We start from the raw sequence: 16,872 nt of genomic DNA, 5'->3' as shown, positions 1-16,872 counted from the left end.
CGATCTCCGAAGGGTTTGCTGTCGAGGGAACCGGCTCCGCACCCGGCACGACGCCCGGCGCTCAGCCCCAGCCGGCGACTTGCTGTGTGTAACGCCTCCAAACTGGAGGCGTTCCCTCCCGCCGTGTTTCCGGCCGGTGAGCGGTGCGGGCTTTCGGCGGCCCCTGCCATCGCCTACAACCATCGGACAGACCGGAGCCGGACGGCGCCCGGCCGGGCGAGCCGGCCGGCGCGCCCATCAGGCGGCAGCCGCACGGGGGTGCACATGGGAACCTGGATCGTCGTTGGCGTGATCGCTCTCGTCGCGATCTTCGCCATCCTTCTCTACAACCGGCTCGTCGCCGCCCGCGCCCAGGTCGACGAGGCGTGGTCCGACATCCAGGTGCAGATGAAGCGTCGCTACGACCTCATCCCGAACCTGGTGCAGACGGTGAAGGGCTACGCCTCCCACGAGCGCGAGACGCTGGAGGCGGTCATCCAGGCGCGCAACCAGGCGGTCGCCAACACCGGCTCGCCGGAAAGCCAGGCACGGACGGAAAACATCCTCTCCGGCGCGCTCGGCAAGCTGTTCGCCCTGTCGGAGGCCTATCCCGACCTCAAGGCCGACCAGAACTTCCGCCAGCTGCAGGACGAGCTGACCCAGACCGAAGACCAGATCTCGCGGTCCCGGCGCTTCTACAACGGCTCCGTGAAGTCGTACAACGTGATGATCCAGTCCTTCCCGGCCAACCTGTTCTCCCGCTCGCTCGGCTTTTCGGAACGCGAGTTCCTGGAGTTCGACGACCCCAAGGTGGCCGAGCCGGTCGCCGTGGATTTCGGCAAGCCCTGACCCCCACCTCCGCTGCCGCCTGACCGGAAGGCCCCATGTCGAGACCCCGCCTCGTCTTCCTCGCGATCGCCGTTCTTCTGGTGATCGGCGCCCAGTCCGGCATCTGGCGGTCGCTGGATGGGGGCGGCGCCTCCCGGACCGACGCCGGCCTCGCGGGTCCCTCCGTCGCGGCATCGCCGGCCGCCGCACAGGCCCCTTCCTCGACGGCGGCGGCGGCCCCCCTCGCGCCGCTGCCCACCGGCCCGGCGAGCGGCCCCGAGCGCATCCGCTTCTTCCGCAGCCAGATCGCCGTCGACGACACCGGCGCGATCGACGTCACCGAGACGATCCAGGTGGTGGCGCGCGGCGACCAGATCCGGCGCGGCATCTTCCGCGTCATCCCGCTGACGCGGACCATGGGGCTCGGCCGCGTCCGCGCCGGCTTCGACCTCCAGTCGGTGACCCAGAACGGCGCGCCGGCGGCCCACAGCGTGAGCCTGGAGAGCGGCAAGGCCGAGATCCGCATCGGCGACGCCGACGTGTTCCTGGAGCCGGGCGTCTACACCTACCGGATCGCCTACCGGATGACCCGGCAGATCGGCTTCTTCGACGGCTACGACGAGATCTACTGGAACGCGACCGGCGACGAATGGGCCTTCCCGATCGACCAGGCCCAGGCGATCGTGACGCTTCCCGACAACGCCGAGGTGATCTCCACCTCCGTCTACACCGGCGGCTTCGGCGCGGGCGACCACGACGCGACGGTGTCCGTCGGCGCCGGCGAGGCCCGCTTTGCGACCACCCGCCCGCTGCCGCCGCAGACGGGCATGACCGTCGCCGTCGCCTTCCCCAAGGGCATCGTGCCGGAGCCGTCCGCCCTCACCCGGCTGCTCGGCGACCCGCTGATGGCGATCATCTCCATCGTCGGCGCGCTGGCGACGCTGGTCTACTTCCTCTACGCCTGGAACGGGGTCGGCCGCGATCCGGCGCTCGGACCGATCATCCCGGTCTACCGGCCGACCATCCCGCCCCACGCCATGCGCTATCTCGACCGCATGGCCTACGACACCAAGTGCCTGGTCGCCGCCCTGCTGGATCTCGCCGTCAAGGGCCACGTCGAATTCTCCGAGGGCGACGCCGACGGCTCGCTGACCCTCACCCGGGTCGGCCCGGGCCGGGCGGAGCCGAGCCCGGGCGAGGCCAAGGTGCTGGCCAAGCTGTTCGCCGGCGTCGGCGACACCGTCAGCCTGTCGAAGTCGGATTCGGTGGTGCTGGCCAAGGCCAACACCACGCTGAGCGCATTCCTCTCGGGCCGCTTCCTGCGCAGGCACGTCGACCAGAATCTGGGCTGGTGGATCGGCGGCTTCGCCATCGCCGCCGTCACCTGGATCCTCAGCGACCTGTCGAGCGCGGACCCGATCGCCGGCGCGGCCTACCGGCTGTTCGCCTTCGCCGCCATCGTGGGCGTGTTCGTGGCCGGCACGCTGGCGCTGCGCAGCTGGTGGCTGGTGGTCCGCCGCCAATGGACGAGCCTGCCGCCGGCGCTGGTGTTCACCGTCTTCACCGTGGTCGCGCTGGTGTTCGCCCTGGCGACCTCGGTGCTGCTCATCGGCGACGCCGGCCTGGTGGCCGGCCTCGCGCTGATCGTGGCGGCCGCCATCCCGCCCATCTTCTTCCGGCTGATGGGCCGGCCGACCAGCGCCGGCATCGAGGCGATCCGCGAGATCGAGGGCACCCGCCTCTATCTGACGGTGGCGGAAGCCGACCGGATGAAGTTCCACAATCCGCCGGACCGCACCTTCGAGCATTTCGAGGCGCTGCTGCCCTATGCCGTGGCGCTGGGGGTGGAAACGGCGTGGACCAACCAGTTCGCCCACCTGGTGGCGGCCGGCACGATGGTCGCGCCGGTCTGGTATCACGGCCACCACGGCGGCATGTGGACACCGGCCGCCCTCGGCTCGGTGTCCGACGGCATCGGTTCGGGCGTGTCGCGGACGGTGAACCAGGGCATCTCGTCGATCCGCTCGGCGAGCTCCGGCTCATCGGGATCGTTCGGCGGCGGCTTCTCCGGCGGCGGCGGAGGCGGCGGCGGCGGCGGCGGCTGGTAGAGCCCCGGGCGGGCGCCGACGCGAGACACGGCGGGCCTGGGCTGCTATGTGAGCCCCCGTCGAAGGGTGAAACGGCGCGGCCGCAAACGTGTGCCGCCGGAGTGATTCGCGTCTGTCATGGTCAACATCTGCATCGTCATCCCTGCCTACAACGAAGAGCACGCGATCGCCGACACGATCGAGGATTATGCGGAGCACTTTCCCGACGCGGTGATGGTCGTCGTCGACAACAACTCGAAGGACCGCACGGCGGCGATCGTCGAGGAGCATTTCCGCGGCACCCGCCACCTGCTGATGACGGAGACTGCCCAGGGCAAGGGGCGCGCCGTCAAGAAGGCCCTCTCCCGCCTCGTCGCCGACATCTACATCATGGTCGACGCCGACCACACCTATCCGGCGGTGGATGCCCGGCGCCTGTGCGACGAGCTGATCCGCGAACGCCTCGACATGGTGGTCGGCGACCGCGTCAGCCACGGCGCCTACGACAAGCAGAACACCCGCTCGTTCCACGGCTTCGGCAACCGCGTGCTGACCCAGCTGATCTCGTTCCTGTCGAACAAGCGCTACAGCGACGTGCTATCGGGCATGCGCATCATGTCGCGCCCCTTCGTCGACCTCCTCGACGTGCAGAGCCACGGCTTCCAGCTCGAGACCGAGCTCAACGTGATCGCCGCCTACGCCAAGGCCGACGTGCGCGAGATCCCGATCGACTACCGGGCGCGCAAGGAGGATTCCGAATCGAAGCTCGACACCTTCCGTGACGGCGCCCGCATCATCTGGTTCGCCGTCCTCAACGCGATGGTGTTCTACCCGTTCGTGATCTTCGGTTCGCTGGGCGGGCTGTGCCTGCTGATCTCGCTGATCTGGGGCCTGTTCGTCATCTCGACCTTCTTCGAGCTCGGCCAAGTGCCCTACATCGCGACCACCGTCGCCACCGCGACGTTCGGCCTGGTCGGCCTGCAGTCGCTGTCGATCGGCCTGATCCTCGGCATCCTCGGCGGCGACCGTCGCCGCGCCACCATCGCGGAATTCCTGAAGGGGCGGCGCGCCTGGAACGCGCGGCTGGACGGCGTCGATCCCAACGGCTGATCCGCTCCCGCCGGGGCGCTGGAGCCTTTTCCGGTCAGGTGATATCACCTGATCGATAAGAAATGGCTCCAGAATCAAACCCTTGAGCAATTCCTCTTCGTTCAGATCGCGTCGATCTGAACGGGAAATGCTCTACCGGCCGTAGAGGCGGGCGTTCATCAGCGCGAAGGTGAGGAAGGCGGCGGCGCCGGAGCCGAAGAACAGCGCCACCACCGGCGGCAGCGCGACGCCGCCGATGCCCGTCACCAGCACCACGTAGATCCCCGAGTTGACCAGGAACCCGGCCACCTGGAGGCCGACGTAGCCGGCGAGCTCCCGGCTCAGCCGCGGCCGGGCGCGGTCGCCGAACGACCACGACCGGTTGAGGAGCCAGGTCACCAGCAGCGCGGCCGGAAACGACACGCAGCGCGCCGTGATCGGGCCGGCGGAGGTCGTCGCCAGCACCAGGCTCAGCACGCCCGCATCAACCGCAAAGCCCGTCCCGCCGGTCACCAGAAAGCGGAAGATCCGCCGGAGCCCGCTGATCGATCCGTCCGCCGGACCGTCGGCGGCATCTGGTGGGGAGACGGTCATGCGGGCGAACTCCAGAAGCGGGCTGTTGCGAATCGGACCCCGCCCGGTCCGGTGCGCGGCAAGTCGGATGCCTACCAACGCCCGCAAATCCGTCAAGTCGAGGGCAGCGGCGCTGGAGTGGGATGAAGACAAGCGGGAACCGGGTTTCGGCCCGCATTCCGCGCCAGGATATGAGAAACGAGCACGGTCTATACCGATACGCGCGGCGGCGGCGTCCGGACCTGTCCCGGCCCGCACGTTCGTCCGCGAGCGGCCGCCGCGCCGTCAGCGCCAGTGGCTGGCGAACGGCAGGTCGAGCACGAAGCGGACCGAGACCGGATGCACCGAGGTGGCGTCCAGCGGCGCATCGCGGCGCATCGCCACCCCGAAGTCGACACTCACCGTCTCCGGATCCACCGGCCGGATGAACAGCAGCCGGATGCCGTCCTTGCGCGGAAACATCCGGAACTCCCCGTAATTTTCCAGCGGCGCCCCACCATCGACCCGCACCACCGCGCGGTTCTCGAAATAGACGTCCGTCCAGTCCGCCGGCGTGCCGTCGAAGTCGATGTACTCGAGCGGCCGGCCCTCGGGGAAGGTCAGCACCACGCCCCCCTCGCCGGTCGCCTCGATGGCCGTCGCCGGCCGCGGCACCGGGTCGACGTTGACGCTGAACAGGAGCAGCGACAGGACGATGCCGGCGGCCAGGCCGATACGGGCCTGCAGCCGCGCCGCGCCCGTGGCCGCCACCGCGTGGACGGCGAAATAGGCCGCGAACGCCACGATCCACGGCAGCATCCACTTGAAATAATGGATGTTGTTGTAGCGGAAGGTGCCGGTCGGCAGCGCGTCGCCGTAGGAGAAGTACAGCACGATCTGGAACATCGCCGCGACCGCCGTCAGCCGGAACACCAGCGGCCGGGCGAACAGGGCGGCCGCCGGCAGGAAGCCGATGCAGAGCGCGTTGATCGGCAGTTCGGTCAGCCAGTCGGCGCCGCGCTCCACGTAGATCGGGTGCGAGGCGACCACCAGCGAGAACAGCTTCTCGAAGAAGTCGCCGAAATAGAAGCCGCGCGACACCGACAGGGCGAAATAGCCGCCGAGCAGGTCGTCGAACACCAGCAGGTTGAAGCCGAACATGATGACGGCGCCGGGCACCAGCCCGAGCACGCCGGCGACCGCGGCCCAGGCCGCCTGGCGCCGCCGCAGCGGGTCGCCGGCCACCAGGTCGATCGCCACCAGCACGCCGTAGCCGAGCGCCACCGGCGCCATCAGCACGATGTCGCCGGGCCGGAGCGGCAGCTGCAGGCCGCAGACCAGGCCGAACAGGTAGGCGTTGAGGATGTGGGCGCGGGTGCTCCAGGCCCGCTCCCGCCGGGCCCGGTCGTAGCGGTCGAGCAGCAGCAGCGAGGCGCCGACGATGACGGCGGACACCGTGCTCGTCCACGGGATCACCCACTGCAGGCGGACGACGTTGAACACCACCAGGAAGGTGAAGCCGACCACCGCCGCCGGCCAGAAGCCGATGTAGCGCCGCGTGGTCGCCACGAACAGCAGGAAGAAGCCCATCGTCGCCGCCAGATCGACGAAATAGTAGGCGTGGTAGGGAAACACGGGCACGAAGGCGGCGCCGATCAGCGGGTAGAGCGGCGGATAGTAATATTCCGACGGCGCCAGGTTCCACTCGAGGATCGCCTTCGCCGAGCGCAGATAGTTGCCCTGGTCGAACCAGCCCCACCAGCCGAGCGGAAACTCCGGATTGTTCCCCGGCACCGGCTTCCACGAGATGTACGTCGTCTGCCACAGCACGAAGATCGCCAGCAGAAAGACGCAGAGGACGATCCATTCGGTGGACGTCGTGCCGGAGCGCTGGTCGGGCAGAGCGGGCGTTGAACGCATGCGGGAAACCGATGGCTGTGCCGGGCCGGGATCCTGTTGCGGGCAGCCGGGCATTATGAAAGACCATACCGGAGGAATGTCTCAGGTAAGGGCGGGGTATCGCATCGACGCGGGTTTTCGCTCATCTGCGCGCGATCAGCTTTATCAAGGCTCGCGCGCAAAACGAAACGTCTGCGATCGTATGTCTTCGCGACACGATGGGGTCTGGTCCGGCAGCGACCCGTCGGGCTTGACCTTGCAGCTTGATTGCCACACACCCTCGCCGGCGATCAATGGCACAGAAGGTATCTCATGAAGGTGGTCATTCTGGCCGGCGGCCTAGGTACGCGGCTTGCCGAAGAAACAAATGTCAGGCCAAAGCCGATGGTCGAAATTGGCGGCCGCCCGATCCTCTGGCACGTAATGAAGATCTACAGCAGCTTCGGCTTTAATGATTTTGTCGTATGCCTTGGATACAAGGGGTACGCGATCAAGGAATATTTCGCGAACTACTTTCTCCACATGTCCGACGTCACTTTCCACATGGCCGAGAATCGGATGGAAGTACATCGCGAGTCTGCAGAGCCGTGGAGGGTCACCCTGATCGACACGGGCGACACCACCATGACCGGCGGCCGGGTGAAGCGGGTTCTTCCCTACGTGGCTGATGATCCCTTCTTCGCCCTCACCTACGGCGATGGCGTGGGCGACATCGACATCGGCAAGGAAGTGGCATTCCATAAGGCCCATGGTCGAAAAGCGACCGTGGCGGTGGTTCGTCCGGCCAAGCGATTCGGAGCCGTCTCGATCGAGGGTGACAGGGTCACCAGCTTTCAGGAAAAGCCCGAGGATGACGGCGGCTGGATCAACGGTGGCTTCTTCCTTTTATCGCCTTCGGTTGGCGATCTGATCCAGGGCGACGAAACCGTCTGGGAGCGGGAGCCCATGGAGGCTCTGGCGCGTGACGATCAGATGCGTGCATACGTCCACAATGGCTTCTGGCACCCGATGGACACGCTGCGCGACCGCCAGTTTCTTGAGGAAGAATGGACGTCGGGCCGGGCGAAGTGGAAGCAATGGTGATCGACCCGTCTTTCTGGCGTGGCCGGCGCGTCCTGCTCACCGGACATACGGGCTTCAAGGGCTCGTGGGCATCGTTGCTACTGTCCGAAATGGGAGCCGAAACCTATGGGCTTGCCCTCCCGCCGGACGGTACCGATAGCCTGTTCGAGGTGACCGGCGCAGCGGACGGCATGTCGCACTCCGTCGGTGACATCCGTGATATCGACGTCGTCCGTGCCGCAATGGAACGCGCGCGACCGGAAATCGTCCTGCACATGGCCGCCCAGGCGCTCGTGCGACCGTCCTACGAGGATCCGGTCGGCACCTATGCGACGAACGTCATGGGGACCGTTCACGTCCTGGAAGCCGCGCGGCACGCCCCGGACCTTCAGGCCGTCGTCGTGGTGACCAGCGACAAATGCTACGAAAATGTCGGCTCCCTGTGGGGATATCGTGAGCCCGACATGATGGGCGGGCACGACCCTTACAGCAACAGCAAGGGTTGCGCCGAGCTGGTCACATCGGCCTACCGCCGCAGCTTTTTCCAGCGGCCGAATACCGCGCACATCGCCAGCGGCCGCGCCGGCAACGTCATCGGCGGAGGAGACTGGTCGACGGACAGACTAGTCCCCGATGCCATGCGGGCCTTCATCGCCGACACGTCGCTCCGCATCCGCAATCCGGCGGCCGTTCGGCCCTGGCAGCACGTTCTCGATCCCGTGCTCGGCTACCTTCGCCTGGCCGAACATCTTGCAACCGCGGGTGACGCCTTCGCTGGGGGGTGGAATTTCGGACCCGCCGCCGAAAGCGAAGTGCCCGTCCGACATATCGTGGACAATCTTGCGCGCAAATGGGGTGGTACGGCCAGGTGGGAACAGGACGGGGGTGAACACCCTCACGAAGCCGCCTACCTGAAGCTTGACTGCACAAAGGCCGCCGCCCGGCTCGGATGGAGGCCGCTGCTATCGCTGGAGGAAGCGCTGGATATGACCGTCGCCTGGTATGCCGCGTGCAATACGGGCGCTGACATGCGCCGGTTCACGATTGGCCAGATCAACGACGTCCTGCGTCAGGCCAACTCGCACGCTGCACCGACCTCCAGGACCGCCTCACCGTCCGGCTAGACGCCTCACGCCGAGGCCACTATTACCGATGCCTTGCATCGTGCCGCCACCGCCTGCGATTGATCGCTTTGAGGGATGAACGGAATGAACAGCCGACTTCACGAAATCACGCATTGCGAGGTGTGCGGCAGCCAGGAATTGGAACCGGTCCTTGACCTTGGCAAGCACCCGATGTGCGACGACCTGGTTCGCGTCGGCGAAGATCGGACGTGTCGCGAATACCCGATCGAGATTCATTTCTGCAGCAAATGCATCACGGCCCATCAGCACTTTCAGGTCCCGAAGCAGGAGCTGTTTCCCTCGACCTACCATTACCGATCCCGCCACACCGCGGACGTGCTGAATGGCATGCGCACGCTGGTCGAGGCCTGCGGCGCGGAACTCGAGTCCCTTCAGGGTAAGAAGGTTCTGGACGTCGGTTGCAACGACGGCAGCCTGCTCTCGATCTTTCGCGAGCATGGAGCGGAAACCTACGGCATCGAGCCGACCGGTGCTGCAGAGGATGCACGCGCGGCGGGTCATGAAGTCCTCAACGAGTTCCTGACCGAAGACGTGGCGACGGCCTTCGTCGAACGCTACGGCAAGCCGGACATTATTACCTTCACCAACGTCTTCGCCCACATCGAAGATCTTCCGGCTGTCATCCGTTCGCTGCTGGCGCTTTCTCACGATGAGACGGCGATCGTGGTGGAGAACCACTATCTGGGCGCGGTGATCGAGCGAAATCAGTTCGACACCTTCTATCATGAGCACCCGCGCACCTACAGCTACACCTCCTTCGCCTATATGGCCGAGTCGCTGCAGCGCAGGATCGCCAAGGTAGAGTTTCCGAGCCGGTATGGCGGCAACATCCGCGTGATGATGCGTCCGGGAAGCGGACCGCACGACCGCTGGGATGAAGTCCATCCGCGCGAGAGAGATTTCGGAAACGAGCTCAAGAAGATGGGCCACGACATCCAGGTCTGGAAGGCCGCAAAGCGCAAACAGATCGAGGCCGCCGTCGCCGAACATGGCCCCCTCGCCGCGAAGGCGTTCCCGGGGCGCTCGGCAATTCCGATCAAGCTTCTGGACCTGGACGAGACGATGATCTCGGCGGTCTACGAAAAGCCCGCTTCCGGCAAGATCGGTCATTTTGTCCCGGGCACCCGGATCCCGATCCTGTCCGACGACGATTTCGATGCAGCAACCGCTGAGGGGCCGGTCATCAACATGGCTTGGCACATTGCCGGTGAGATCGAGACCTACATGCGCGGGCGCGGCTACAAGGGCGAGCTGATCGGCATCATCTCGGCCGGGGACTTCGCCTGAAGCCAATGAACGTCGGCATCCTCGGATCGGGCTTCGGCCTCTACGGCTATCTGCCTGCCGTCGCCGGCTTGGCGGAGACCGTTGTGCTGCCGCGCCGCTACCAGGCGACCCTCGAAGCTCGGGAGGACATTGGCCGTTTCGCGAAGGATATCGACTGGGCCGGGGACGATGAGGAGGTCCTCCGCAGATGTGACGCGCTGATCGTCGGCCGGCGTCCGGCAGATCAGGTCGAGCTCGTCCGACGGGCGTTGTCGACCTATCCGGCCATTGATCGGTTCCTGCTCGAAAAACCCCTCGCTCCCGCCCCCCGGCAGGCCAGACAGTTGCTTGTCGATCTGCGGGAGGCCGGAAAGCACACGCGCGTCGGGTTCACCTTCCGCTACACCCCCTGGGCTGAGAGGCTGCGGGGCTGGCTCTCCACCGCGGACCCGACCACCCCGCTCTCGATCGACTGGCGCTTCAACGCGCACCACTATCGGACCCAGTTGGAGACGTGGAAGCGGCGACCCAGCCAGGGCGGCGGCGTCCTCCGCTTCTACGCGATCCATCTCGTCGCCCTGCTTGCCGAATTCGGCTATCATGATGTCGAGTGGAGCTCGATCCGATCGTCGGGAGAGGATGACGACCAACGCTGGCAGGCACGATTGTGTGGTCCCGGCCTCCCCTCCTGCGACCTGATGGTGGACAGCAAGGCGGCGGAGACCCGCTTCCTCGTCATGGCTGGAAGCGGGCCAGGTTCAACCGCCCCCTTCGCGGTCGCGCTCGGCGATCCATTCGACGAGGCGCCGGTATCGGCGCTGGACCGGCGTGTCGACGTTCTCACCAGCCTTTGCCGCGAATTCGCCAAGGCCTCCCCACCCGAGCTGCCAAATTGGTATGCCCGCTCCGTCGACCTCTGGGCCGCTATTGAAGCCAAGACCGTCCGCAACTCATGATCGCCACGTTTGCGGTCACACTGCACCCGGACAGCATTCAGGATAACCCGCGATGTCGCCGTCGGCCCCCGTCTCCTCCTCCGAAGCGAGCTCCCGAAGCATCGGAGACGCCACTCCGATCGGTGAAGCCGCCGCGCCCAAGAAGAAAATCAGCATAATCACTCCATTCTATAACGAAGAAGACAGCATCGTCGAATGCATAGAAACCGTTCGAAATGTATTCTCCGAACAGCTTCCTGATTATACATTCGAGCACATATTCTGCGACAACTGCTCCACGGACCGCACGCTTGAAATACTGAAGGAATACGCACGCGACGATCGCCGTATCAAGGTCATCGTGAATTCCCGCAACTTTGGCATCCTGAGGAACACCTACAACGGCGTCCTCGCGGCGAGCGGCGACGCCGTGCTCCTGTTCCTGCCCGTCGACCTTCAGGATCCTCCCGAACTGATCCCGGAGTTCGTCCGGCATTGGGAAAACGGATACGAGATCGTGTACGGGATGCGGGCCGAACGCGAGGAAGGCGTCGTCATCAAGACAGCCCGGCGGATGTACTATCGGCTGCTGAGCCGCCTGACCTATGTCGACTATCCTCCGGACGCGGGCGACTTCCAGCTGGTCGACCGCAAGGTCCATGAGGCGATGAAGCGCGTCGAAGATGCGCAGCCGTTCATGCGTCTCATGACATTCGACGTCGGTTTCCGTTCCAAGGGCATCAAGTACACTTGGCGGGCCCGCAAGCACGGCAAATCCCGCAACCGCCTGTCGCACATGTTCGGTCAAGGCCTGAACGGGATCGTCAGCTTCTCTGGCGCCCCGGTGCGGATCGCCCTCCTGTGCGGCTTCGTCATCTCCGTGCTGAGCGTGATCTATGCGTTTCTCGTCACGTTTCTCACGCTGTTCGGCTTCGTCGAGGCGGTGAGCGGCGTGCCGACGATTATTGCCGCCTTGTTCTTCTTCGGCGGCGTGCAGCTTTTCTTCATCGGCGTGATCGGCGAATACATCATTGCAATCTTCAACCAAGTCCGCCGCAAGCCGATCGTGGTCGAGCGCGAGCGCATCAATTTCGACGACTAGCGCCATGAAGCATGTGCAAGGCGTTGCCGTGTGGTGCCATCAGACCGTTCGCTCTCTCACCATCCGGCACCAGCGCCTGGTGCGCTTTCTCCTGGTCGGTGTCGTCAACACGATATTCGGCTATTCGGTATTCGCTCTTCTCTATGTTCTCACGCACCATCACAATTTTTCGGTTGTTGTAGCCACTATCATAGGTATAGTTTTTAACTTCTTCACCACTGGACGTATCGTGTTCGGCAACAAGAGCTGGCGAGCACTTCTTCCGTTCGTAATGGCGTATGGCATTGCCCTCGGCTTGAACCTCATCGTCCTGAATCTGTTGCTTGCAGCAGGGGTTTCAGCGCTGATCGGACAAGCCATCAGCCTTCCGGTTGTCGTAATCGTCTCGTATCTGATCAATGCTCGGTTTGTATTTCGAAATCCGGCATAACGTCTGGATGCCCACTCCCCATAAGTTCGCGACCGGATGCAGATGGCTTGGCAATTTCGTCGTTCTCTTGAGGTCATTATCCTCCTATTCGGACTTGCAGGGACACTTGCAACCGTCGGATACGCTTACGTCGACTTCAGTCAGCCACTGAATTTGCGTGGCGACAACATCCAGGTCGTCACCTTCGCCAAATCCTATATTGACGGCGAAGGGTTTCGCTTCAATCATTTCCTCGGTTATCCAGGTGCCCAGGACAACGCATATTTTCCGACCTTCGATTTCGCCTATAAGATTTTGCTCTGGATCACGTCGTTCTTCACGTCCGATCCATTTATCTCCTACCACGCACTTTACTTGATCGGCACAAGCGCCATCTATCTTTGCGCATATATTGTGTTTCGATCCATCGATATTCGTCCCCTGCTGGCGATGATCGGTGGCGTGGTCTTCGTCGTTTCGCCCTTCTATGCGTCGCGGATTCTTGGACACGACTTCCTGTCGCTGTATTTCAGCGTGCCACTTGGAGCGGCGCTGGCGCTGCAGATTGGAACGGTCGCGTCCGATGCCAGCCCGTGGACGCTGTTTCGCAGACCGTTCACATTCTTGGCGATCGTCGCCGTGGCCACGGGCGGGCTCTACTACGCGTTTTTCACCTGCATGTTCTGCGCGGTGGCCGGCTTCCTGGCGAGCGTCAGCCAGCGAAGGATTGGTCCGGTATTTGCGTCGCTGGCGATTGCCGCCCTGGTCCTGCCCATCCTCGTTGTCAGCGGATATGGAACGGCCCTTCCGGCGGTCCTGTCAGGAGAAATCCAGCAGGTTCCGCGCGGCGCTTTCGAGCAGTTGGGCATCGGCTTGGATCCAGCCGATGCGATTGGCCTCCTTGTTCCCTTTCACCCGTTCGCAGGAGCAGTCGACCAGTACAGGGCGCTGATGCCGCATATGCTTGGGAGCGTCGGGAAATTTGAATGGCCCGGCATCATGATCAGCGCGATCATCTTTGCGTCGCCGCTGATCGCCGGGTCGCTGGCGCTTCGTCCGCCGGGCGAGCGCAATCCGGGACGCCACGCCCTGGTGCTCGTGGCGTCGCTGCTGATCATCTTCGGTTTCTTCTATGCGGTACGCGGCGGAATCGCCCTCTACTTCAACATGCTGATAATTCCGACCATCCGCGGGACCGAACGGATTATCGAGTTCCTCGCTTTTTTTGGAATCACCATTGCCTTGGTATGGGCCGAGACCGCTCTGTGCGCCCGCACGCGGCTTGTCAGGATCCTGGTTCCGGCCTTCATCGTCCTTGGCCTCGTGCTGTCGGCCTGGCCGTATCGGGGCGCACTCGCCTGGAAGCAGCAGGTGATCCTGGCGGGCGACCTGCCTCGGGATATTGAAAGTCTTGAGGAAATGCTCGCTGCCAAGGACAGGGCCGGCGTTCGGGCGGTGCTTCAGCTTCCGATCGTGAGCTGGCCCGAAGTCGACGCGATCGGAAGCTTCACGCCCTACTCGCATCAGTCCGCCTACATTCTGGATAGGTCCGCTTCCGGAACGCGCTGGAGCTACGGGTCCGCGGTGTCACAAGAGGCCTTCAGACAGGTCGCAGCCGTGGTGGAGCACGTAGACGACGGCGAGCTTTCGACGGCAGCACGTGGCATGGGTTTCGACGCCATCCTCATCGAGAAGACGGCGTACAATGCGTCGCAGCTTGACGCGCTTCAACGTGCAGTGGAGGCGGGCCTGACACCCGGATGCAGGGTATTCGACGATCTGCGGAGGGTGCTATTCGTTCTTTCGCCCCCCCCGAACGCTGATCTGTGCCTCGATTCGTCCTCGATTTTTGTCCGCTTCGGGAGCCGCGGAAACTGGCCGGACTTCGCAACGACGGGCTGGTTTTCGCCGGATGCTGACGGCAACTGGACGAGTGGTCCGTCCTCCAAACTCGATATCGCCGTTCCCCCTTCGAGAGCCGGCGTCGCTAGAAGCATCCATTTCCGGGCCTATCCCTTTCTCGCTCCAGGTCTCCCGGTTCGTACGGTCAGCATCCTGATCGATGGGGAACTCGTCGGAGAGCAGGTTTTCGATCATTCCGACTGGCAAGACTTTAAGGTTCTGGTCCCGGAACATGTGACCGGAGGCATGCGGGAAATCACGCTGGTTCAAAGTGATGCACGATCCCCTGCGGAACTCGGGATGAGCAACGACCCGAGACACATTGGACTGCTGGTCAACCAGATCGAAGTGCGCGCGACGGCGCTCAACGGAAAGTCACCGGGTGTCACGATTGAACATGACAACTGATCTTCACTACCGCACGGACCATCCCGTCGGGGCGACCGCCGGTCGAACACCTGTCCTGATGGCCCATGCGTTGTCGCTGGCGGTGGGCGCCGCCGTCTTCTTTATGCTGCTCGGCCTGCAGACGCTGACGGCCCATGCCCCGTTTCTGACGGTTCCGATCGGTGACTTCGCAGCCGAACAGTCGAGCTACGTTCTCATTGCCAATGACGCGTGGCGCTTTCCGTTTCTCTCGCTTCCGAACGTCAACATGCCGGAAGGCGCCAACGCGGTGTTCTTCGGCGGCACGCCCCTTCTCGCCCTGATCGCGCGGGTGATCGGCCAGATCACCGGTTCAGCGCCGAACTTGATCGGATTCTGGTATTTTCTCTGCTTCGTTCTGCAGGCGCATTCCTTTTTCTTCCTCATGCGCCAGATCACCCCAAGGCGCCCGCTCGTCCTGGCGGCGCTGTCGCTGGTCGGCGTCCTTGCGTATGCCTTCCTGACGCGCTTTGGACACGTTTCCCTGTTCGGCCAGTTCTTCGTGATCTATGCGATGGCGTTCGTCATCGCCGCGACCAAGCGGGATGCGAACTGGAAGCTGATCCTTGGCTGGATGGCGGCGCTGGCCGTCATGGCGCTTTTGATATTCGCCTATCTGGCTGTCTCGATTGCGCTTCTGTTCGGTGCCGCTCTGGTGACGCTCTGGTGGAACGGGCGGATGCGCTTCGTTTCGGTGATCGGGGCGGGCTTGGCGTTCACGGCCGTGCTCGGGCTCATCGCCTGGAGTTCCGGCTATTTCTGGGCCGCCTCTGTGGCTGAGCCGACCGATATGTCGTCCTACTCCGCCCTGGGCCTCAACCTCGGCGGTCTCGTCATCCCGCCGCAGAGCGTCCTGTTCCCGGACAATGAGCTGATCCGGATCTGGTGGGAGGGCGACTTCTATCTCGGCTTGGGGGCGCTTGCGCTGTTGGCCATCGTGGTCGTCGCGAGACCCGCGCAGGTCATCCGGGGCATCGGACGGTCCTGGCCGCTGGTGGCAATTCTCCTCGTGCTGATCGCCTACTCGCTTTCCAACAGATGGGCCTTCGGCAACGAGGTCCTGTTCCAGTACACCCTGCCCGACTGGGCCCTTCCGATCGTGGGGTTGGCGCGCTCCGGCGGCCGGCTCTTCTGGCCGATCGGCTACCTGATCGTCGCACTCGCATTTGCCCTTTCGATTCACAACTTCGGCAGGATCGGAGTTGCGCTCACCGTCCTCGCGATGGGCGCCTACGTCGCCGAAGCCAGCCACACCTGGCGGTTTGTCGAGACTCAGGCCCATACGCCTGCAGAGGTACCGTTCGAGTACGCAGGGCTTCAGGAACTGATGGACTCCTACGAGACGATGCGCCTGTATCCATCCTTCTGGTGTGACCCCGGCGGGGATGGCTCGAACAAGCGGAAAGCGCACTGGCAGCTGCAGATTACGAGTGCGCGCGCGCACCAGAGCAGCAACTCGGCCATCACGGTTCGGAAGATGAAGGATTGTTTGGCCGAAGAACGGCGGATGCCGTCCGAGGTCCTTCGCGACGGAGAGATTGATATTTTCCTCAATCCCGTCGCGTTCCGTACGGCATTCGCCACCAGTGACGCGGACCTCCGGGCCCATTGTCGAGAATTTGAGATCGCTCCCGCGCGGGGCGTGATGTGTGCATCGGACTGGACCGCCAACTCGCAGTTGCCCTTGCCCCAGTTGCAGCGGCTCAGCGGCTTTGCCCTCGGCGATGCGGCTCCCGGCGATGTCATCAGCTTCGCGGAGGACGGCAACTGGGAGGCATACGTGGCGAATGGCTGGTGGCGAACCTCAGATGGCCCATTCACGTGGACCGACGGCGAAAGCGCCACCCTGCGCCTGACGCTGCCCCGGCGTCCCGGGGGGATCAAGTTGCAGTTCGAAGTCTATCCCTTCCTTGCGGCGGCGCTCCCGCAGCGGAGGGTCGACGTCTCGATCGATGGACAAGAGCTCGCATCCTGGACGTTCGACACCGGAGGATGGACACAACGAGACTTGGACGTTCCCGAGAACCTGACGGGGCAGTCGATCGAGATCTCGCTCCGCCAGGATGTCGTGCGGGCGCCACGCGACATCGGAGCGGGCACTGATCCCCGCCTGCTTGGAATGGCGGTCAAGACCATCACGATCGAACCGGGCACGTCAGAGCAGTGAGCACGATGCCGGGAAGTCCCCGCG

General features: G+C 64.2%; 13 protein-coding genes. 11 read left to right on the top strand and 2 right to left on the bottom strand.

All coding sequences use genetic code 11. From position 1 onward, the window contains the following. The first annotated feature begins 264 nt into the window (after positions 1–264). From ACSSVZ_RS18075 to ACSSVZ_RS18065, 3 genes are all read left to right on the top strand, one after another. Positions 265–828 carry a LemA family protein gene (locus ACSSVZ_RS18075; protein WP_453972123.1) on the top strand — a complete coding sequence of 188 codons (564 nt, stop codon included), beginning with the start codon at positions 265–267 and terminating at the stop codon, positions 826–828. A 35-nt stretch (positions 829–863) separates the two neighbouring features. After that, entirely contained in the window at positions 864–2,915 is a 2,052-nt protein-coding gene (locus tag ACSSVZ_RS18070; protein WP_453972122.1) for a DUF2207 domain-containing protein, read from the top strand. 117 nt (positions 2,916–3,032) lie between these two features. Next, positions 3,033–4,004: a glycosyltransferase family 2 protein gene (locus ACSSVZ_RS18065; RefSeq protein ID WP_453972121.1), complete on the top strand. Its 972-nt coding sequence runs from the start codon at positions 3,033–3,035 to the stop codon at positions 4,002–4,004. Between the two features lie 132 nt (positions 4,005–4,136). On the opposite strand, the gene ACSSVZ_RS18060 is transcribed toward ACSSVZ_RS18065, so the two are convergent. Both ACSSVZ_RS18060 and ACSSVZ_RS18055 read right to left on the bottom strand, forming a co-directional pair. Then, positions 4,137–4,577, bottom strand: a complete 441-nt coding sequence (locus ACSSVZ_RS18060) for a GtrA family protein (RefSeq protein ID WP_453972120.1) — start codon at positions 4,575–4,577, stop codon at positions 4,137–4,139. A 264-nt stretch (positions 4,578–4,841) separates the two neighbouring features. Next, on the bottom strand, positions 4,842–6,455 hold the full coding sequence (locus tag ACSSVZ_RS18055) for a hypothetical protein (RefSeq protein ID WP_453972119.1): 1,614 nt from the start codon (positions 6,453–6,455) through the stop codon (positions 4,842–4,844). 291 nt (positions 6,456–6,746) lie between these two features. Here ACSSVZ_RS18055 and rfbF point away from each other — a divergent pair, with 291 nt between their 5' ends. The 8 genes from rfbF to ACSSVZ_RS18015 all read left to right on the top strand — a co-directional run bounded on the left by rfbF (position 6,747) and on the right by ACSSVZ_RS18015 (position 16,848). Then, entirely contained in the window at positions 6,747–7,517 is a 771-nt protein-coding gene (gene rfbF, locus ACSSVZ_RS18050) for a glucose-1-phosphate cytidylyltransferase (protein ID WP_453972118.1), read from the top strand. Next, complete coding sequence (gene rfbG / locus ACSSVZ_RS18045; RefSeq protein WP_453972117.1) at positions 7,481–8,620, top strand: CDP-glucose 4,6-dehydratase; 1,140 nt, start codon at positions 7,481–7,483, stop codon at positions 8,618–8,620. The genes rfbF and rfbG overlap by 37 nt, the downstream gene beginning before the upstream one ends. A gap of 84 nt (positions 8,621–8,704) precedes the next feature. After that, the gene (locus tag ACSSVZ_RS18040) at positions 8,705–9,928 is read left to right on the top strand and encodes a class I SAM-dependent methyltransferase (protein ID WP_453972116.1); all 1,224 of its coding nucleotides are present in this window, start codon (positions 8,705–8,707) and stop codon (positions 9,926–9,928) included. A 5-nt stretch (positions 9,929–9,933) separates the two neighbouring features. Next, a complete protein-coding gene (locus ACSSVZ_RS18035; protein ID WP_453972115.1) occupies positions 9,934–10,863 on the top strand; it encodes a Gfo/Idh/MocA family oxidoreductase in 930 nt (309 codons plus the stop codon). A gap of 52 nt (positions 10,864–10,915) precedes the next feature. Continuing rightward, a complete protein-coding gene (locus tag ACSSVZ_RS18030) occupies positions 10,916–11,944 on the top strand; it encodes a glycosyltransferase family 2 protein (RefSeq protein ID WP_453972114.1) in 1,029 nt (342 codons plus the stop codon). Positions 11,945–11,948: 4 nt separating this feature from the next. Beyond that, positions 11,949–12,374, top strand: coding sequence for a GtrA family protein (locus tag ACSSVZ_RS18025; protein ID WP_453972113.1), 426 nt, complete (start codon positions 11,949–11,951; stop codon positions 12,372–12,374). Between the two features lie 42 nt (positions 12,375–12,416). Then, positions 12,417–14,663 carry a hypothetical protein gene (locus ACSSVZ_RS18020; protein WP_453972112.1) on the top strand — a complete coding sequence of 749 codons (2,247 nt, stop codon included), beginning with the start codon at positions 12,417–12,419 and terminating at the stop codon, positions 14,661–14,663. Beyond that, complete coding sequence (locus ACSSVZ_RS18015) at positions 14,653–16,848, top strand: DUF6311 domain-containing protein (RefSeq protein WP_453972111.1); 2,196 nt, start codon at positions 14,653–14,655, stop codon at positions 16,846–16,848. Before ACSSVZ_RS18020 ends, ACSSVZ_RS18015 begins: the two co-directional genes overlap by 11 nt. Positions 16,849–16,872: the final 24 nt, after the last annotated feature.

Source organism: Amorphus sp. MBR-141 (assembly GCF_053628695.1).
This window is presented reverse-complemented; position numbering and strand designations above follow the sequence as displayed.